Source organism: Streptomyces humicola, from assembly GCF_024436035.1.
GTDB classification, from domain to species: Bacteria; Actinomycetota; Actinomycetes; order Streptomycetales; family Streptomycetaceae; genus Streptantibioticus_B; species Streptantibioticus_B humicola.
On record NZ_JANFNG010000001.1, the window covers coordinates 114,966 to 133,966 of the forward strand.

General features: G+C 69.1%; 16 protein-coding genes and 2 pseudogenes. 11 read left to right on the plus strand and 7 right to left on the minus strand.

The features are described from left to right. Positions 1-12: 12 nt before the first annotated feature. Complete coding sequence (locus NGB36_RS00575) at positions 13-549, minus strand: zinc-binding dehydrogenase (protein ID WP_255918001.1); 537 nt, start codon at positions 547-549, stop codon at positions 13-15. A gap of 142 nt (positions 550-691) precedes the next feature. Further along, positions 692-994 carry a hypothetical protein gene (locus NGB36_RS00580; protein WP_255918002.1) on the minus strand — a complete coding sequence of 101 codons (303 nt, stop codon included), beginning with the start codon at positions 992-994 and terminating at the stop codon, positions 692-694. A 360-nt stretch (positions 995-1,354) separates the two neighbouring features. Between NGB36_RS00580 and NGB36_RS00585 the strand changes: the two genes are divergently transcribed. Then, a complete protein-coding gene (locus NGB36_RS00585) occupies positions 1,355-2,440 on the plus strand; it encodes a PP2C family protein-serine/threonine phosphatase (RefSeq protein WP_255918003.1) in 1,086 nt (361 codons plus the stop codon). A gap of 447 nt (positions 2,441-2,887) precedes the next feature. Beyond that, positions 2,888-3,031 (plus strand): hypothetical protein, encoded by a 144-nt coding sequence (locus NGB36_RS00590; RefSeq protein ID WP_308288782.1) that lies wholly within the window; start codon positions 2,888-2,890, stop codon positions 3,029-3,031. Positions 3,032-3,104: 73 nt separating this feature from the next. On the opposite strand, the gene NGB36_RS00595 is transcribed toward NGB36_RS00590, so the two are convergent. Together NGB36_RS00595 and NGB36_RS00600 are read right to left on the minus strand one after the other, a co-directional pair. Further along, positions 3,105-3,899 carry an alpha/beta fold hydrolase gene (locus tag NGB36_RS00595; protein WP_308288783.1) on the minus strand — a complete coding sequence of 265 codons (795 nt, stop codon included), beginning with the start codon at positions 3,897-3,899 and terminating at the stop codon, positions 3,105-3,107. A gap of 248 nt (positions 3,900-4,147) precedes the next feature. Next, positions 4,148-4,333, minus strand: a pseudogene (locus NGB36_RS00600) (integrase); the annotation flags it as partial. A 323-nt stretch (positions 4,334-4,656) separates the two neighbouring features. Between NGB36_RS00600 and NGB36_RS33595 the strand changes: the two are divergent. From NGB36_RS33595 to NGB36_RS00640, 7 genes and pseudogenes are all read left to right on the plus strand, one after another. Beyond that, a pseudogene (locus NGB36_RS33595) lies at positions 4,657-4,929 on the plus strand (PHP domain-containing protein); the annotation flags it as partial. 515 nt (positions 4,930-5,444) lie between these two features. Continuing rightward, the gene (locus tag NGB36_RS00615; RefSeq protein WP_255918004.1) at positions 5,445-6,488 is read left to right on the plus strand and encodes a DNA polymerase Y family protein; all 1,044 of its coding nucleotides are present in this window, start codon (positions 5,445-5,447) and stop codon (positions 6,486-6,488) included. Between the two features lie 611 nt (positions 6,489-7,099). Then, positions 7,100-8,884 (plus strand): ATP-binding protein, encoded by a 1,785-nt coding sequence (locus NGB36_RS00620; protein ID WP_255918005.1) that lies wholly within the window; start codon positions 7,100-7,102, stop codon positions 8,882-8,884. A 33-nt stretch (positions 8,885-8,917) separates the two neighbouring features. Beyond that, on the plus strand, positions 8,918-9,352 hold the full coding sequence (locus NGB36_RS00625; protein WP_255918006.1) for a roadblock/LC7 domain-containing protein: 435 nt from the start codon (positions 8,918-8,920) through the stop codon (positions 9,350-9,352). Between the two features lie 3 nt (positions 9,353-9,355). Beyond that, entirely contained in the window at positions 9,356-9,727 is a 372-nt protein-coding gene (locus NGB36_RS00630; protein WP_255918007.1) for a DUF742 domain-containing protein, read from the plus strand. Further along, entirely contained in the window at positions 9,705-10,289 is a 585-nt protein-coding gene (locus tag NGB36_RS00635) for a GTP-binding protein (protein ID WP_255918008.1), read from the plus strand. Before NGB36_RS00630 ends, NGB36_RS00635 begins: the two co-directional genes overlap by 23 nt. Before the next feature lie 48 nt (positions 10,290-10,337). Then, entirely contained in the window at positions 10,338-10,937 is a 600-nt protein-coding gene (locus NGB36_RS00640; RefSeq protein ID WP_255918009.1) for a GAF domain-containing protein, read from the plus strand. Positions 10,938-10,970: 33 nt separating this feature from the next. Here NGB36_RS00640 and NGB36_RS00645 read toward each other — a convergent pair whose 3' ends face one another. The 3 genes from NGB36_RS00645 to NGB36_RS00655 all read right to left on the minus strand — a co-directional run bounded on the left by NGB36_RS00645 (position 10,971) and on the right by NGB36_RS00655 (position 14,455). Continuing rightward, positions 10,971-12,173: an acyl-CoA dehydrogenase family protein gene (locus NGB36_RS00645; protein ID WP_255918010.1), complete on the minus strand. Its 1,203-nt coding sequence runs from the start codon at positions 12,171-12,173 to the stop codon at positions 10,971-10,973. Positions 12,174-12,497: 324 nt separating this feature from the next. Next, a complete protein-coding gene (locus NGB36_RS00650; protein ID WP_255918011.1) occupies positions 12,498-12,932 on the minus strand; it encodes a putative Ig domain-containing protein in 435 nt (144 codons plus the stop codon). Positions 12,933-12,976: 44 nt separating this feature from the next. After that, on the minus strand, positions 12,977-14,455 hold the full coding sequence (locus NGB36_RS00655) for a DHA2 family efflux MFS transporter permease subunit (RefSeq protein ID WP_255918012.1): 1,479 nt from the start codon (positions 14,453-14,455) through the stop codon (positions 12,977-12,979). 236 nt (positions 14,456-14,691) lie between these two features. On the opposite strand from NGB36_RS00655, the gene NGB36_RS00660 reads away from it, so the two are divergent. Together NGB36_RS00660 and NGB36_RS00665 are read left to right on the plus strand one after the other, a co-directional pair. Then, complete coding sequence (locus tag NGB36_RS00660; protein ID WP_255918013.1) at positions 14,692-15,117, plus strand: MarR family winged helix-turn-helix transcriptional regulator; 426 nt, start codon at positions 14,692-14,694, stop codon at positions 15,115-15,117. Beyond that, positions 15,114-18,965, plus strand: coding sequence for an ABC transporter ATP-binding protein (locus NGB36_RS00665; protein ID WP_255918014.1), 3,852 nt, complete (start codon positions 15,114-15,116; stop codon positions 18,963-18,965). The genes NGB36_RS00660 and NGB36_RS00665 overlap by 4 nt, the downstream gene beginning before the upstream one ends. Positions 18,966-19,001 lie beyond the last annotated feature (36 nt).

The window sequence follows — 19,001 nt, forward strand, 5'->3', positions numbered from 1 at the left end:
GTTGACGCATCTTCAGGCGCTGGGCCGAATTTGGATCTTGCGTCCGGAGCCGTCGCGGAACGTCTGCAGCGCCTGCTCGAACTCCTCCAGTGCGAAGCTGTGCGTGATCATGGTGTCGGCGTCCACGACGCCCTTGGCCATGAGATCGACGGCCCGGCCGAAGCTGTGCAGCACGGCCATGGAGCCCACAATGCTGATCTCGTCGTTGTACACCTTAAACGGCGAGAAGGTCGCGGTAGCGGCACTGGGTGCAACTCCGAATTGCTGGAAGGTGCCGCCGCGCCGGACGCGGCCGACCCCGTCCTCGATCGCGGCGACCACGCCCGTGCAGTCGATGACCGTCTCCCAGCCCTGGGGCCTGTCGAACGCGTCGGCATTGGTGGCCACCGAGTCGGCGCCGAGGCCCTGAGCGACTTTCAGCCTGTCCTCGTTGATGTCGACGACCGACAGCGACGCGGCGCCTGCGATCCTGGCGAGCTGCAGTATCAACAGGCCCATGGTGCCGGCGCCGTAGATCAGGTAATGGTCCCCGAGGCGACGCGGCAGCATATCGAAGCCGTGTACGGCGCATGCCAGTGGTTCGATCAGCGAGCCTTGGGCGAGGTCGAGGCTCTCCGGAAGCCGGTAGCAGTTGCCGCAAAGGGCGGGCCTGGGGCATCGCCCCCGGCCCGCCCTTGTCATGCCGTGTCCGTCAGTGGTCGTCCCAGTGGTGCTCGTGGCTGGCGTGGCGGTGTCCGTCGTGGATGTAGTCGACGTGGTCCTCGTGCGGCACGGCCACGTGGCCGCACCCCGCCCCGTGGCGGTGTTCGTGGTCCTGGTGGACCGCGTGTTCCCCGGATGCGCACTCGTCGACGTGGTCGCCGTGCACCCGGTGGATGTGGCTGTCGTGCACGTAGTCCACGTGATCACCGTGGGGGACCGCGACGTGCCCGCAGCCCTCGCCGTGGGTGTGGGGGTGGTCTTCGTGGGTGCGGTGCAGCGTTGCGGCAGACATCGGGGACTCCCTCTCGTGTGCCACACCTGCCGGAAGACGTGCATCAACGGCGGCACGGCTGTTCACTGCGTAGAGACATCAGTATATAGCAATGTCTGCATGTATTGGCAAGTGTGACATGCGTGACTGGTGGGCCTTCACGTCGCGGTGTCACCGTCTGGTCGTAGCCGTCGGGGTGGGGCGTGCGGAGATCAGCCGGCTGTGGCGCGACTTCCCGGCCGACTGGCCCCGGGGGCCCGGCGGGCCGGGGGCGCCGTGGATGACGCGCTTTTCCCCAACCCCGAAATCTCCTGGGCGCGAGATCATGGGCGGTAGACAGCGACAGTGAAACGTCGTTCATTTAACGAGGTGGGACCGCAGATGCCCGGCAGGATCCGCCGAACGTGGTGGGCCGACTATGCGCTGCTGGCACTCCCTTTGATATTGATCGGGGCCATCGTCACGGCCGATGTGCTCTCGCCGCAGGACATCCACCTGGGGCCGTTGCTGATCGTGGCTCCCGCCATCACCGCGTCGTTCGCCCGGCCGCGCGTCATTGCGGTGATCAGCGTCGTAACCGTGATGGCACTGGTGGCGATCGGGCTGTTGCGCGGGGTGCTGGCCACCCAGAACGTCGAGTCGCAGCTCGGCGCGGTCGTGGTGATCTCTACGGTGGTCACTGTCTTCAGCATCGTGCGGGAACGACGCGGCCGGGAGCTGGCCGAGGTCCGGACGGTGTCCGAGGCCGCTCAGCGGGCGCTGCTGCGGCCGCTGCCGCGTAGGATCGGCCCGCTGCGCGTTGCCTCGATGTATCTCGCCGCTCAGGACCAGGCGCAGATCGGCGGCGACCTTTACGCAGCCGTACGGACCACCGCCGGCACCCGAATCATCATCGGCGATGTCATGGGCAAGGGCCTGACGGCCATCAGCGACTCCGCACTGCTGCTCGGCGCGTTCCGCGAGGCCGCCCACCGCCAGTCCACCTTGCGGGAACTCGTGTCCTACCTGGAGGCCAGCGTCTGCTGGAACATGACCGAGCCGACCGAGCAGGAACGTGACGGTGAAATTTTCATCACCGCCCTGGTCCTCGACATCCCAGACAACTCCTGGACCGCCCAGATGGCCGTGTGCGGGCACCCGCCCCCGCTGCTGCTGCACAACCACCGGGTCACCGAGCTCTACGTCGCGCCCGCATTCCCGCTCGGCCTGTGCCTGACCACCCCGAACCCCGACGTCTGCGAGTTTCGCCTCGAACCCGGTGACGTCCTCGTGCTCTACACCGACGGCGTCACCGAGGCCCGCAACACCAACGGCGCCTTTTACCCGCTCGCCGACCGGATGGGCGCCTGGACCCCCCACCACAGCCCCCAGGCACTCATTCACCACCTTCGCAACGACCTGCTCAGCTACGCCGGCGGCCGACTCGCCGACGACGCTGCCGTCATCGCCCTTCAACGCACCGCCTAGAAGTGCGGTGACCACATACGTTCACCGGGATTGATCACGCGGCTTTCGCGGTCGCTCGCGTGATCAACCCGGCGAACGTTCTTGGTACCGCACCGATCAGTCGATGAAGGCGGCGCGATGGTTGTCGGGGCGCGTGCGGGCGAGTGGACGGGCTACTCGCTCGGCAGCGGGACGTGGCCCAGGCGCTGGCGGTCCACGAGTTTTTGGTCGACACTCAGCGGCCCGGACGTACCCAAAGCGCGGATGGCGCTGTAGCACGTCGACGACCCGGCCTGACCGTGCAGACGGTAGATGCGATGCAGCCCCGCTCCCGGGCACACCCCGGGGCGGAGACTTAGGGGTACCCCGTCCAGGTGCGCCCGACTGGTGGTCGCCGCAGGCTGGGGTATGGAGTATCCGCCGCTGGTCGTGCACCCGCCGCAGCACGGGGGGCGCCTGATGACGGTCATGGGTGAGCCCGTGGGCGTCGCCAAGTCGGTGGACGATGTTGAGGCGGTTCTGCGTCACGCTGGTCTCCACCTGGATGAGGTGGCGCTCGATGATCCGGGTCTGATCGAGTGGCGGGGCGGCGGCCCAGACGCGTGGGGCTAGCGGCTCGTCTCGCGTCGCCGGTTAATCGACGGTGATAGGGGCGCCCCGGGATAGGTATGACACTCCGTCAGTATCAGCTTTTGGCCGCGGCTTGAAGAATGAGCCTGCCGATCACTTCCGGGTGCGTCACGAGCGACAGGTGGCCTGCGTCGACCTCGATGGTCGTGGCGTTCATCCGCTGGGCCATGAAGCGCTCAAGCTCGGGATTGATGGTGCGGTCGTTCTTCGAGACCGCGTACCAAGACGGCTTCTGATGCCAGGCGGCGACGCTCGTGGTGGACGGTGCGGTCGATAGCGGCCCTTGGGCCGCGTACAGTTCGAGAGCCTCCTTCCTGGGCACGCCGTTCGCGAAGTCCTGGATGAACGCCGGCCGGCTCAGAAACTTGAAGCCACGCGAGGTGATGATTCCGGAGTTGACCGGCGGGTTGGGGAACTTCGCGGAGAGCGCGGTGAAGTCTTCGCCGGCTTCTGGGGCGCGGGCGGCAACGTAGACGAGCCCAGCGACGTTCGGGGCGAGCCCGGTCTGGGAGATGACGGTGCCGCCATAGGAGTGCGCGACCAGGACCGTGGGCCCATCCTGCCGAGCCAGTGCGAAGTTCGTGGCGGCGACATCGTCGGCGAGAGACGTGAGGGGGTTCTGCACCGCGATGACGTTCATTCCGGCCGCTTGCAGCAGCGGGATGACCTTCGCCCAGGAAGAGCCATCCGCGTAGGCACCGTGTACGAGTACGACATTGCGTACTGCGGGCTTTCGGCTACGGGTTGCTGCCCGGGCTGTCGGGGCCCCAGAAAGCGTGGTTGCTGCGACTCCCGCGCCGAGAACAGAAAACTGACGACGACTGATCACCATCATTACCGTCCCTTGCATGTACGCACATTTTTGCCTACGGGACAGCGGGCACCTTCAGGTGCGCGAACGAATGCAGCCCGTAGGCACATGACCTGCCTCGTCCAACGAGATCGACGGGACAGAAGGAGGGCGGATGACCGATGGGCATACAGGACACGTTCCGGCGCCATCGCCCGACACCGGATTGTCCTCGATAGGCAATTTACCCTGGGGCGGTGGTTGGCGCTTGGTGGCGACGATGCATACTCCAGCCGTAGATGTGATCACAGCAGGGCGTCGGCCCGCGAGTGCAGGAACGCAGCCCATGTCGTGTCCGTGCGCTGCGGCGCCGGGTCGATTCCCGTGGCGCGCAGGATCTCCCAGACCGTCGAGGCCGCGACACTGATCCCGAGCACCGCGAGCTCAGGGCCTCGCCCTCGTGCTCGTGTCCGGCGCTCGCACCAGGTCAGCAACGGTCGGACGCCAGCCCGCTCGGGGCCTCTTTTGCTGCCCAGGTATCCGCCTCCACCAGCAGGACGCCGGACAGGTCCCGGTGGGTTTCCATAGGTCCCGCACGGGCGCCCAGATGCGTGTTCGCCGGCCTCGACGAGAACCCGGCCCGCCACACCGAATAGGCCAGGTCGTCGGGCAATCAGGTGCATCGGCCACGCCCGGGAGTCTACGTCGGCGCGGTGCGCCGCTGCTCGCATGTTCGAATGTCTTTTCGATAACCTGAGTAATTGGAGGGCTCGAGAGACAGGCCGGGGAGGGGCGAACCACGAAGCAGGAGGTGCGTATGCCGGGCTTCACGCACCTGCACGCCACGTCCGGCTACTCCGCTCGGTACGGGGCATCGCTTACCGACCAGCTGGCGGTCGCGGCCGCCGAGCGGGACCTGGACGCACTCGCGCTGACCGACCGCGACACCGTCGGCGGGGTGGTGCGGTCCGCCAAGGCCTGCACGGCCGCGGGGATCCGCCCGCTGTTCGGGGCCTCGCTCGCCGTCCCCGAGACCACCCCGCCCGCGGCCGCCGAGCGGCGGCGCCGCACCCCGGTACGCGGCGGAGCTTCCGCCCGGATCGTCGCCGGCCGGCCCTACACGTCCCTCCGCGACCTGAGGCACCGCGCCCATCCCTCCCGTCCGGTCGTCGAGAACCTCATCAAGGTCGGCGCCTGCGATACCTTCCTCGCCTCGGGACTGACCCGGCGCGATCTGCTCCTGCAGACTGCCGAGCTGCACCGGGCCCGCCGGGCCGCGGCCGCCGACGGCCAACTGCCCCTCGGCGGCACCACACAGCAACCGACCGCCCCCTCCGGACTTCCCGAGACGATCAGCGTTGTCGGCAGCGCGGCCTGGAACCTTGCCGATCTGGCCCGCCTGCGCACCAAGCATGGCCGTAAGGCAGTCGCCGACCAGATCGCCCGTGGTCCGGGTGAACCCCGGCCCGTCGAGTCGAGCGACGACGGCCGGCGCATCCGGATGCCCACCGGCTACGAGATGAACCCACGGGCCGACCTCGAGCCCGCGGGTGACCGCACTGCCACCGGCCGCAAGCTGTGGCACTCCAGCCCCGGGAGCGCCGGATGAGCAATCACCGTGAGCCCCACGTGCTGTACGTCCAGGCCCGCCACCTGGTCGGCGAGCCATGGACCGACGAGGCATTCGCACAGCTCCTGGCCGTCCTCGCCGATATCACCCCACTCGTTGAAGCCCTCCCGCCCAACGCGGCCTTCGCCGAGGTCCGCGGCGGCCTGCGCTACTTCGGCCGCACCGCCGCCGAACTCGCCGCCATCATCAGACTGCGGGCGCTGGCCCTGCACTCCATCGACTGCACCATCGGCGTCGCCGCCAACCCGCAGCTCGCACGCATGCTCGTCCACCACGGGCCGCCCGGCGCCATCCGCACCCTCGGCAGCGACCCGCACACCACCGAGACCTTCCTGAGGCCACTGACGCCAGAAGCCCTGCCCGGCATCGGCCCGGCCACCGCACGCACCCTCGCCCAATACGGGCTCACCACCATCGGCCGCATCGCCGCAACCCCGCTCGGCACCCTGCAGCGCATCCTCGGCGCCACCGCCGGCCGCCAACTGCACGACCGCGCCCGCGGCATCGACCCCCACCACATCAGCCCCAACGCCCCGGCCCGATCCATCAACGCCCACCGGGAGTTCGACCACGACGAACTCGACCCCGACCAGCAACGCGCGGCGCTGCTGTCGATCGCCGAAGAACTCGGCGTACGTCTCCGCACGGAACGGCAGATCGCCACGTCCCTCACCCTCACCGTCCGCTACGCCGACCGAACAACCACCAGCCGCAGCCGACGACTGCACGAAGCCACCGCCCACGCCCCCGACCTGACCGAGGCCGCGTACGCCCTGCACCAGCACCTTGGCCTGCAACGCGCCCGCGTACGCGCCATCTCCTTGCGAGCAGAAGGCCTTCGGGACGCCGCAGGCGCCACCCACCAGCTCACGCTGGATGCGGCCGACGACAAGAAGCGCCAGCTGGAGGCCGCCGCGGACCGGGCACGACGACGTTTCGGCGCGCACGTGGTCCGCCCGGCAGCCCTGCATGGCACGGCGCGACGACACTGGAAATCCGGTCCCAGCGTGGCCACCTGACGGCCCGGGGCCTCGCCGCTCTCGCCCGCCTTTGAACCACAGCTCCTATGCCCCTGTCCTGACGAGTTTGGCGGCCGCCGCCAAAGCATCGCGAGCATCGCGTGCCTGGCCTTTTGGTGGCGTCGCGTCCCATGAAGTGGTGTAGGGGCAGCTCCGCCAGCAGCGCGGCCGCACACCGACATCTGGCCGACCGCGCATCAGAGAACGGGACGGCGGGACGGTTCGGGACGGGATGGGACGGTAGGCCGCGTCGCGCAGCGTGGGGGAAGCGTGGGGGAGGGGCGCGTTCGCGGCCGTGTCACGGTTCTCGCCGGCGGCCCTGGAACGGCACCGCCGGATTGGCCGATGTGGCTGTCGGTTGAGCATAGGCCAACGGTTGCCCGACAGTCGCATGAGCCGCTTTACTCTTCAACAGATCGTCATGTCGGGTTCGCATTTCGAGAGCGAGTGGCCGACAAGTAGCCGAATGTGCAAGGGTGCTGGCGCTCACTCATCCGGTGACGACGGCATATGCGAGGTGGATGGGTCAACACTGCTCGTTTCTGGCGACACCCGGCGAACGGATCGCCTAGCCTGTCATGTCTGCCGGTCCACATGTTCCGAGGACGCTCATGTCTGAACTCCCCGCTCCCGATGCACGTACCGGAACCGGTCGCCTGACCGTCCGACGCCACGGCAAACGTCCGGCTCGCGGCCTGAGCGCCGCCGGCGGACTCCGGTCGCGGCTCGTCACGATCTGCGTGCTCCCGGCCGCAACCGTCGCGGTGCTGGCAGCCGCCGCCACGACCTACCTGACCACCTCGGCATCCGCTCCTGAGTTCGGCGGGATGACGGCCGTGGTCCTCATCGTCGCCGCGGCTGCCTGCCTGGCCGTCATCGTCGCCGCGGCCAGGCAGGCCAGCGCCGTGGCGCGGGCGATACGCCTGCAGAGCGTCAACGCGGACTCCGAAGTGCAGCAGCGCATATCCCAGTTGCGATCCTCCGTCGCCGTCGGCGTGGAGGAGCTGCAAAGGCTGGCGGAGCAGGGCCAGCGCGGTCAGCACCTGACCCTGCCCGAGGAGACCGTCGTCACCGCGCCCGGGACTCCGTTCGCCCAGCTCGAACAGGATCTGCGGCAGATGCTCCGCGCCGCCCAGTCGGCCGTCGTGCGGGCGGCATCCCACCGGCAGGTGGAGGTCTCGATCAACCTGGCCCGGCGGCTGCAGACCCTGGTCGGCCGGGCGATCAAGGAGCTGGACGAGCTGGAGCGCGAGGTCGAGGACCCCGTGCTCCTCAAGGGCCTGTTCTCCGTCGACCACCTCGCCACCCGGGTCCGCCGTCAGGCCGAGAGCCTCGCGGTGCTCGGCGGCGCCGTGTCCCGGCGCTTCAGCAGCCCGGTCAACCTCTACACCGTGCTGCGTTCCGCGGTGGCCGAGGTCGAGCAGTACGCACGAGTCAAGGTGATCCCACCCGTCGAGGGTGCCGTCCGCGGCCACGCCGTCGCCGACGTGATCCATCTGATCGCCGAACTCGTCGAGAACGCCACGATGTTCTCCCCTCCCGAGACCCAGGTGTCGTTGCGCGCCCAGAAGGTCGCGGCGGGGCTCGCCCTGGAGATCGAGGATCGCGGCGTCGGCATGCCGCCGCAGGACCGGCAGCGGATGAACAACCTGCTCGTCGCGCCGGAACGGTTCGACATCGGAGACCTGCTCAAGGACGGTCGCATCGGACTGTTCGTGGTCTCGACGCTCGCCCGGCGCTACGGGATCGCCGTACAGCTCCAGAGCAACATCTACGGCGGCACTCAGGCCGTGGTCGTCCTGCCGCACGCCCTCCTCGGCGACGCCTCGGCCCCGGAGGGCTCCCAGGCGCAGCCGGACAAGCACCAGCCTGTCCAGCAGGGCCCGGAACCCGTCCGGGGCTCCCATGTCCCCGAGGCGCCCGCTGCCCATCGCACGCGCGTCGCCGCCCCGGCCCTGGACTCCCTGCCGTCCGCCACCACGACACACGCCGAGGTCCGGGAACCGATCGCGCCGCTGTCGGCGCCGGCCGAGCGGGCCGGCGTCCACGCCGCGGAGGCGGAGACCACCGACACATCACCGGCCAACGGTGACCACCCCTCCCGGCTGCCCACGCGGGAGCCCGGAGCACAGATGCCCGCAGCGCCCCCCACCGCCGCGACGCCGCCGAAGGCCGGCGACGATCCCGTCGGCCGTCCCGGCCCCGACCACGCCGCACGACCGCCGCTGCCGCACCGCAGCGGTTCGTACATGGCACCCGAACTGCGTCAGGCCCGCGAAGCCCGGCCGGAGCCGGTCGCCGGCCACACCCCCGGACTGTTGGCCGCCTTCAGGGACGGACTCAGCCGGGCCGATGAACAGAACGGCCCGTTGAGCGAGACCGATCGCACGAGCTGACTGAGTATGGAATCAAGGAGCGTCAACGCTGTCATGGTGAACCCGAGCCCGTACGGCCAACCCTCCGATCTCGACTGGCTGTTGACAAACTTCGCCAAGCAAGTTCCGCATGTTCGCAGCGCCCTGGTGGCCAGCGCGGACGGGCTGAAGAAGTACGTCCACGGCTTGGACCCCGACGGGGCGGACAAGCTGGCCGCGATCGCGTCCGGCCTGTGCTCGCTGGCGCGCAGCAGCAGTGTCACCTTCGGAGGCAGCCCCGTGGTGCGCCAGGTGATCGCCGAGCTCGACGACACGCTGCTGTTCGTCTCGTCGGCCGGCAGCGGGGCTTTGCTGGCGGTCATCGCCTCCAGCGAGGCGGACGCGGGTGTCATCGGCTACGAGATGGCGCAGTTGGTGCGTCGCGTGCCGTCCTACCTGGCGACGCCTCCCCGGTTCGAACCGGCCCCGCCCGGCAGCACGGTGCGGTGAGCCATGCCCTCTGGCGACGATCCGTGGATCGACGAGGATACGGGACGCCTGATCCGCCCGTACACGCTGACGGGAGGACGCACCCGGCCTCGGCACCAGCTGAATCTGCTGTCCCTGGTCAGGACCACGGAGACGGGGGTTCGCGAGCGCCTGGACCCCGAACACGTCCAGGTGCTCGACGTGTGCAGCGGCCCCCCCGTCTCGGTCGCGGAGGTCGCGGCCAGACTGAGACAGCCCGTGCAGGTCGCCAAGATCCTGCTCTCCGACCTGATCGACGTACGAGCCGTGACCACCCGGGCACCCGTCACAAACGCCGACCCCACCACCAGAGAAACCCTGGAGGCAGTGCTCGATGGCCTACAACAGCTCCTCTGAGCCGTTTCCCCAGGCGCTGAAGATGCTGATCGCAGGCGGCTTCGGCGTCGGCAAGACGACGTTCGTCGGCTCGGTGAGCGAGATCGAACCGCTGACCACGGAGGAGATCCTCACCACTGCAAGCGTTGGGATGGACAGCCTGGCGGGGGTGGAGAACAAAGCCACCACCACCGTGGCGATGGACTTCGGCCGTATCACCTTCACGCGGCAGAACATCGTGCTCTACCTCTTCGGCACCCCGGGCCAGCAGCGTTTCTGGTTCATGTGGGACGAGCTGTCCAACGGCGCGCTCGGCGCCGTCGTCCTCGCGGACACCCGGCGCCTGCAGGATTGTTTCGCCGCCGTCGAGTACTTCGAGCACCGCACCATCCCCTTCGTCGTCGCCGTCAACGAATTCGAAGGAGCCTTCCGCTACACGACCGAAGAAGTACGACAGGCGCTGGAGATCAAACCGGAGGTGCCGGTGCTGCTGTGCGACGCCCGCGACCGGGCCTCGGCGCGTGACGTACTACTGTCTCTGATCCAGCGAGCGCTGGTCGCCCTGCCGTCTCCGACCGCGTAGACCTGACCGGACCGTAGCCCTTCCACCGTAGGAATCCAGGAACCCGCCATGACGACCTATGATCCCCTGACAGGGCACCACCTGCTCACCCCCGTGGACCAGGAGGCACCGCGCCGCGTGGCGCGGCTACGCGAACTCGGACTGGGCGAGAAGCCCGACGTCGAATTCGACGTCTTCGCCGCCGATCTGGCCCGTACGGCGGGCGATCTGGCCGGCATCGCCGGTGCCCCGTACGCGATGGTCAACTTCATCAGCGAAGAGCGCCAGTACTTCGCGGGCCTCTATGTGCCGTCCGCCGGCCCCGCGCACGCGGGCCTGGACACGCCCGGCGCGCAGGAGACGGGCGTCAGCCGGGTGATGTCACGCGACCACGGCTACTGCCCGCATGTTGTGGTCCGGCGCAAGGCCCTGGTTCTCGACGACGTCTGCGACTACCCGCGGTTTGCGGGCAATCCGGTGGTCGACGAGATCGGCATCCGTTCGTACCTCGGAGCTCCGCTGATCGACCACACCGGCACCACCCTCGGCACGATCTGCGTGGTGGACACCGAGCCGCGGGAGTGGGGGCGCCCGGGGCTCGAACTCATCAAGGCCAGGGCGGATGAGCTGGTCAGGCTCATCCACCGTCGCGAGGGATATCGGGACTAATCGGGACTAGGTCGACGGGTTCGGACCCATGGGTCAGACCCAGGAGAGGGGCTCGGCCGCCATCTGCTCGGCCAGCCGCTGCGACCACTGACCCTTCGACCTGCCGAGCGCAACCTCGGCGAGGCGCAACAGTTGCACGTCGGAGGTGCCTGCAGGGGCGAAGATGTGGTGGGCGTCCCGCAGGTACCGTTCGATGGGCCGGTCGGTGAACAGCCCGCAGGCGGCATGCACCTCCATGGCCGTCCGGGCGGAGTCGAGGGCGGACTCGACGTTGACGAGCTTGGCGTTCATCAGTTCCGCGTCGCACGGCAGACCGCGGTCCAGGAGGTGCACCGCGTGATAGGCGGTCAGCCGTGCCGTCATCAGCCGGGACTGCATCTGCCCCAGCTTCTCTTTGACCGTGGGGAGTTCGCACAGCGGCTTGCCGTACCGGTGCTGCCGGGCGGCGAAGGCCACCGTCTCCTCCACCACCGCCTGGTGGATGCCGAGCGAGACGGCGGTCAGGTTGGGCCTGCCGTACAGGATGCTGGAGGAGTAGGCGACGGCCAGGCCGTCGCCTTCCTGGCCGAGCAGATTGTCGGCGGGCACCCGGCAGTCGTCGAAGACGAGTTCGCCGAAGCTGAATCCATGCAGGCCCATGGCGGGCTTGTGCACGCCGAGCGAGAAGCCCGGCCGGTCCGACTCGACCAGGAAGGCCGACAGGCCCTTCGAGCCGGGGCCGGTGCGCACCACGACGCCGTGCAGGTCGCCGACGTGGCTGTTGCCGACGAAGACCTTGCGTCCGTTGAGCAGGTAGTCGTCGCCCTCGCGCCGCGCGCTGGCCGTCATGCCCAGCACATGGCCGCCGGACTCCGCCTCGGTGACGGCGATCGTCGGCAGGCACGCGCCCGCCGCTATCGCCGGCAGCCAGATCTTCTTCTGCATCTCGTTGCCGAAGTGCAGGATCTTGGCCACGCCAAGCTGAGATGCCTGGACCATGGCGCCCATGGCCCCGCTGACGCGTGACAGTTCCTCGATGATGATGGTCTTGGCGAGATGCCCCAGGCCCATCCCGCCGTATGCCGCCCCGATCGTGACGCCGATCCAGCCCTGTCGTGCGATCAGACGGGACAGCTCGTGCTGCACTGACCGGGAATCTTCCATCTCCCCTATCCGCGGGCGCACTTCACGCTCGGCGAAGTCTCGCACCCGCTCCCGTAGGCGTTTGTGACGATCCGTGGCGAAGTAGCCGTCCATCGGCAGCCATTCCTCCCGCGTCTCCCGTCGGCCCGATACTGCGGGGACCGCACCGTTCGCGGACCCGCCATGGAACAGACCTACGGCAACACCGTCCAGAATATTCCCCCCACGTTGGCCAAGATCGCTCCGTGGCGTGGCTGAGACTAGCGCATGGATACGTGTAGTGGACACACCGCGCGCGAGTGGCCGGTTCTCCTCCTCCCCGGTCGTCCGCCCATGCATCTGGCATAGCAGGAGTCGGTAGGAATGGATAGTTCCGGTCAACCCCGAAGGGATCGTCTCACGGGTCAACGGCCGCCCTGGGCAGAGGTATTGACAAGTTCACTTCGAGGTATTCGCTTCGTGTGCAGGCACAACGGAAGACGTACGCCTGTCCCGCGCGAAAACCCACGCGTCCCATGTGCCGCTGTGGGCGGGCTGACCCTGGCAGCCGTACTGGCCGATCGCGCCCGGGCTGGCGGACCGGACGGTGTTGCCGGACTCGAAGCTGGGGTTGCCGAGCTTCTGGCCGGTGCTGGTGCAGTTGCCGCCGCCGGAGGGGTTGATCGTCCAGGTGGACGTGACGGAGCCGGTGGCGCCGGTGGTGTCGGTGTCGGTGTCGGTGTCGGCGTACGTGCCTGCGATGGTGGCCGTGCCGGAGATCTGGCCGGTGCCCGCGTCGATCGCCAGGCCGGGCGGCAGGCCAGTGGCGCTAGGTGAGGGTCGCTGACGAGGAGGAGTCGGTTGCCTTCCCTGGAGGTCGGCCGCATTACCCACCTGGGGCGGGAGGTTTTCGGCACCCACAACCCCGCGGGCCCGAGTCAGCGGGGCAGGAGCTGCGTGCCGTCACGGAGAAACGATTCCTGGACCCTGCGCCGCCACCCGTGCACCAGCATGAGGGCGGGCAGCACGCTCAGTCCGGCCATCGTGCTGAGCACGCGGTAGGCGACGTCGAAGGTGTGGGTCTGCGGTATGGGGTCGTGGCCGAGCGCATGGGGGATGCGGGCCAGGACCATGACGAGGATCGCTGTTCCCAATGAACCGCCGATGTGGTGCAGCGCGTTGAACTGGGTGCTCGCCTCGCTGGCCTGGCTGGGGGAGAGCGTCTGGTATGCGGCGGTCATCGCGGGTGTCATGGCGAGCCCGATGCCGATCCCCCGAATCAACGTCAGGGTGACCAGCCATCTGTACGAGGTCGTCGGGGTGAGGAAGGCAAACGGCACGGTGGCGGTCAGCAGGATGCTGGTGCCGGCGAGCACTGTCAGGGTGCCGATCCGCTCGAAGAGCCTGCCGGACAGCCAGGTCGCGGCGGCCACGCCCACGCCCTGCGGGGCGATGAGCAGACCGGTGCGCGAGAGGTTCTCTCCCCGTACGGTCTGCAGGTACAGCGGCAGCAGAATGGTTCCGCCAATGACCGCGGCACCGGTGACCAGCGCCGACTGCGCGGCGGCCCTGAACACCACGTGGCGGTAGAGCCGCACGTCCAGCAGCGGCCTGCGGTCCCGGACCGACCAGACGACGAAGGCCACGATCAGCGCCACCCCGGTGCACGTCGGCACCGCGACCATCGGGGAGTCGACGCCTCCGCCGTGGCCCGCGTTCGACACGCCGTAGGTCAAGCCGACCAGCCCTGGTGAGATGAGCACGAGACCGACCACATCGAGCGCCCGCTTGGGGCCGGACGGTCTCGGCCGCTCCAGACGGCGTGCGACGGTCATCGCGAGCAGGCCGATCGGGACGTTGATGAAGAAGATCGAGCGCCAGCCCCCATAGGTCAGCAGCTCCCCGGCGACCAGGGACCCCGCCACCGAGACGAGCATCACTGGGACCCCGAACGCCGCCATCACCCGTGGTAGCCGCCGCGGGCCGGAGGCGGTGACCAGCATCATCCGGCTCACCGATCCGAGCACCCCGCCCGCGGCCCCTTGCACCGCACGAGCGGCGATGAGTTGCCATGGCGCGTTGGACGCGCCGCACAACACGGAGGCGAGGGTGAACAGGCCGAGCGCGGGCAGGTACGCGCGCTCGGGTCCGAAGCGCTGCATCACCCACGTGCTCGTCGGAACGGCCGCCGCGAAGGCCAGCAGGTACGCCGTCACGGTCCACTGGGCGGTGGGCAGCGGCATCCTCAGGCCGGCCGCCAGCGGCCGCAGGGCGACGTGCATGATGGCGGAGTCGAGGAGGGGCATGACCTCTCCCGCCATGACGACGAACATCGTCATCCTCAGGCCGGCGGGCCATTTGTCGCCTCCGGGCGGGAGATCACCGTCCGTGGAAGTGCGCTGGGAGGCTTCGGCCATCGCCGCCCTCATCCCCCTCCGTCCGAGGCACCCGTCTTCAAGGGTGCCCATGTCCGCAAATACAGCGATCAAATAGGGCGATTTGCTGCGTATGCAGGCTTTCCGGGGGGAGGGTTGGTCATCCGGCACGCCGAACCGGATCACCCCAACGATCGAAAGGCCGGTGCGGCGGTTGACGTGAGAGACTGTCTCGTGATGGTTCGCTCGACGAACTACTCTGTGTTAGATTTTTTGCCATGAGCAACGAACTTCGGGAGGCCGTGCGCGCTCTCAGTCTGCTGACCCGGCTGTTGGAGCGCGCCTCGGGCGACATCAGCCTGGCGCACTACAGGGTGCTCGCGGCCATCGGCGAAGGGGACGAGCGTGCCTCCCGGTTGGCCGCCAAGCTCGCCCTGGGCAAGCCCACCATCAGCGCCAGCGTCGACATGCTCACCCGCAAGGGCCTGATCACGCGCGAAGGTGTTCCCGGAGACCAGCGCGCCAGTTCGCTGCGCCTCACTGAGCAGGGCGGCACCATGCTCGCCGCCGTTGAGGGTGAGATGAACGCCGTGCTGCGCGAGCTCACCGAGCGCACACCGGCCGCGCGCTCCGCCATCGCCTCGCTGGCCGCGCTGAGCGGTGCCATGGACAAGATACGCAGCGGGAAAGCCGCGACCCGGTGAGCGCCGGGCAGCCCGGCTGGGTGCGCCGGTTGTCGGTCTACGTGCTGCGTCACCGCCGCAACGTGCTGATATCCGTCGCCGCGGCCGTGCTCGGCAGCACTGTGCAGACACTCGTCCCGCTCATCGCCCGGCAGATCATCGACCACGTCATCGTCGCCAAGGACGCGCCGTTGTGGCCGTGGATCCTGGCCCTGGCCGCGGCCGGGATGCTCGTTTTCGCGATGTCCTTCCTCCGTCGCTACCTGGGCGCGAGGGCCGCGCTGGCCGTCCAGTTCGATCTGCGCAACGAGATGCACGACCACCTGCAGCGCATGGACATGCAGAACGTGGCGCGCATGGCTACCGGTCAGCTCGTGGCCCGCGCCAGCTCCGACTCCGCGCTCGTCCAGGGTCTGCTCAACTTCCTGCCGATCATGGGCGGCAACCTCCTGCTGATGGTGCTGTCCCTGGCGGTGATGGTCTGCCTCTCGCCGCTGCTCGCCGTCGTCAGCCTGATCGCCTTCCCGGCCCTGCTGATCGTCTCGTACCGGATGCGCCGCCGGGTCTTCCCGGCGACCTGGGACGCCCAGCAACGCGAGGGCGAACTGGCCCAGATCGTCGACGAGGACGTCAACGGCGTCCGCGTGGTGAAGGCCTTCGGACAGGAACGGCGCGAACTCGGCCGTCTGGTCGAGGCGGCCCGCTCGCTGTTCGGGGCGCGGATGCGCAGCGTTCGGCTGCAGGCGCGCTACCAGCCCGTGCTCGAGGCCATCCCGTCGCTGTCGCAGGTGGCGATCCTCGCCCTGGGCGGTTGGATGGCGCTGCGTCACCAGATCAGCCTGGGAACCTTCCTCGCCTTCTCCACCTACATCGCCCAGTTCGTGGCGCCGGCCAGGCAGCTCACCGGTGTGCTCACCATCGCCCAGCAGGCCCGTGCGGGGGTCGAGCGGATCTTCCAACTGCTCGATCTGCGACCTGCGATCCAGGAAGCATCGGACGCGATCGAACTGCCCGAGCTGCGTGGTGACATCGTCTTCGAAGACGTCCACTTCGGCTACGACGAGGATGCGCCCGTCCTGCGCGGCTTCGACCTGCACCTCACGCCTGGCGAGCGGGTCGCGATCGTCGGCTCCAGCGGCAGCGGCAAGTCCACGGTCGCCGCCCTCGTCGCCCGCATGTACGACCCCGATCAGGGAAGTGTGCTGGTGGACGGGCACGACGTACGCGACGTGACGCTGCACTCGTTGCGCGGCCAGGTCGGCGTCGCCTTCGAGGAGGCGTTCCTGTTCTCCGACACCGTGCGCGCCAACATCGCCTACGGACGGCCCGACGCCACCGATGCGGAGGTCGAGGCGGCGGCCCGGGCGGCCGTCGCGCACGAGTTCATCACCGCCCTGCCCGACGGTTACGACACGCGCGTCGGCGAGCGCGGGCTGACGCTCTCCGGCGGACAGCGGCAGCGGATCGCGTTCGCCCGGACCATCCTCACCGACCCGGCGATCCTCGTCCTGGACGATGCCACCAGCGCGGTCGACGCCACCACCGAGGTGGCGATCCACGACGCGCTGCGCGAGCAACTCACCGACCGCACGACGCTGCTGATCGCGCACCGGATGTCGACGCTGCACCTGGCCGACCGCATCGTCGTCCTGGACGGCGGGCGGATCGCGGCGTCCGGCACCCACGCCGAGCTGACGGCGAGCAGCATGCTGTACCGCACGCTGCTGTCCGGCCTTGAGCAGGAGGAAGCCGGGCAGGCCGGCGACAGCATCGAACAACTCGCGGCGCGCTGGTCGGTCTCGGACGGCGCCACCGCCTCGGCCTGGTCGGGCGCGCGCCGCCCGGTACGAGCCTCCGGTGGCGCAACGGTCATGGCGGCGATCAGCGCGCCCAGCCTCGGCGCCGGTCTTGGCGGCGGTGCCGGCGGCGGCTGGCGGCGCAACCTCCCCGCGACGCCCGAACTGCTGGCCCGGGTGGAGGCGCTGCCGCCGATCCGTGACACCGCCGAGATCGATGTCGAGCAGGAGGCGCGCCCGGAACCGCACTTCACCCTGGCCAAGCTGCTGCGGATGTTCCGTCGGCCGCTGCTGATCGGGCTCGTTCTCGTCGTACTCGACGCGCTGGCCGGCCTGGCCGGGCCGATCCTGGTCAAGATCGGGATCGACAGCGGCGTCGCCAAGAAGGACATGTTCGTCCTGTTCGCGGCGGCGGGGCTGCTGTTGGCCGTCACCCTTGCCGACCTGATCGTCGAGGTCGGCGAGACGTTCGTGACCGGCGGCGCCGCCGAGCGGATCATGCTGTCGCTGCGGGTGAAGATCTGGGCGCAGCTGCAACGGCTCTCGCTCGACTATTACGAGCACGAGATGGCCGGCCGGATCATGACCCGGATGACCACTGACGTCGACCAGTTCGAGTCACTGATCGAGAACGGTCTGCTCTCGGCACTGGTGTCGTTCGTGACCTTCGTCGGGGTCGGCTGCGCGCTGGTGGCGGTCAACGCCGAGCTCGGGCTGTGGACGCTGACGGTCGCGGTCCCGCTCGCCGTGGCGACGATGATCTTCCGCCGCAAGTCCCGGGTGCTGTACGACCTGGCCCGCGACCGGATCGCGGTCGTCAACGCCGCGTTCCAGGAGAGCCTGTCGGGCGTGCGCGAGTCGCAGGCGTTCACGCACGAGGACGAGACCTCACGCCACTTCCACGGTCTGGGGCGCGACTACCTTCGCGCCCGGGTCGCGGCCCAGCGGCTGGTGGCGATCTACTTCCCGTTCGTCCAGTTCCTGTCGGCCGCCGCGGACGCCATCGTCCTCGGCGTCGGCGTCCGGATGATCGCCTCGGGCCACCTGGCGGTCGGCACGCTGATCGCGTTCATCCTCTACATCGACCTGTTCTTCTCACCCATCCAGCAGTTGTCGCAGGTGTTCGACTCTTGGCAGCAGACCCGGGTCTCGGTCAACCGCATCTCTCAGCTGATGGCGCTTCGGACACTCACCCCCGATGCCCCCGACGCCCTCGTCCCGAGGCGGCTCAGCGGCGATGTGCGACTCACCGGCGTGCAGTTCTCCTACCCGCTGGCGCCCGACGGGTTCCGCGCGCAGCCGGTCGGGCCCGCGGACCCACGGCTGACTCGCTCCGCTGCCCCGGTACCCAAGCAGGAGGCGCTGCGCGGGCTGGACCTGCACGTCCGCGCGGGCGAGACGGTGGCGCTCGTCGGCGAGACCGGCGCAGGCAAGTCGACGGCGATCAAGCTGCTGGCCCGCTTCTACGACCCCGACAAGGGTGCGGTCACCATCGACGGGCACGACCTGCGCACGCTGGACCTGCATGCTTTCCGTACCCAGCTGGGATACGTGCCGCAGGAGGCATTCCTGTTCAGCGGCACCATCCGGCACAACATCGCCTACGGGCGGCCCGACGCCAGCGACGCGGAGGTCGAGGCCGCGACGCGGGCGGTCGGCGCGCACGACTTCGTCGCTGGCCTGCCCGGCGGCTACCTGCACATGCTCTCCGAGCGCGGCGCCTCGCTGTCGGCCGGGCAGCGGCAGCTGATCGCACTGGCACGAGCCGAACTGGTGGACCCGAGCGTGCTGCTGCTCGACGAGGCCACGGCCAACCTCGACCTGGTCACCGAGGCACGCGTGGCGGCGGCGATGCAGCACGTCTCGCGACGGAGGACCACCATCGTCATCGCCCACCGGCTGCAGACCGCCCGCATCGCCGACCGCATCGCCGTCCTCGACCGGGGCCGGATCATCGAGGTCGGCTCGCACGACGAACTGCTCTGCCGCGACGGGCGCTACGCGCGCATGTGGCAGGCGTACGAGGGGGCCTCGGCGCCCGATGCCGGCGGGCGAACCCAAAACGTCGGGTGACAAGATGGCCGGGCTTCGACGTTGCCCTTGCCGAAA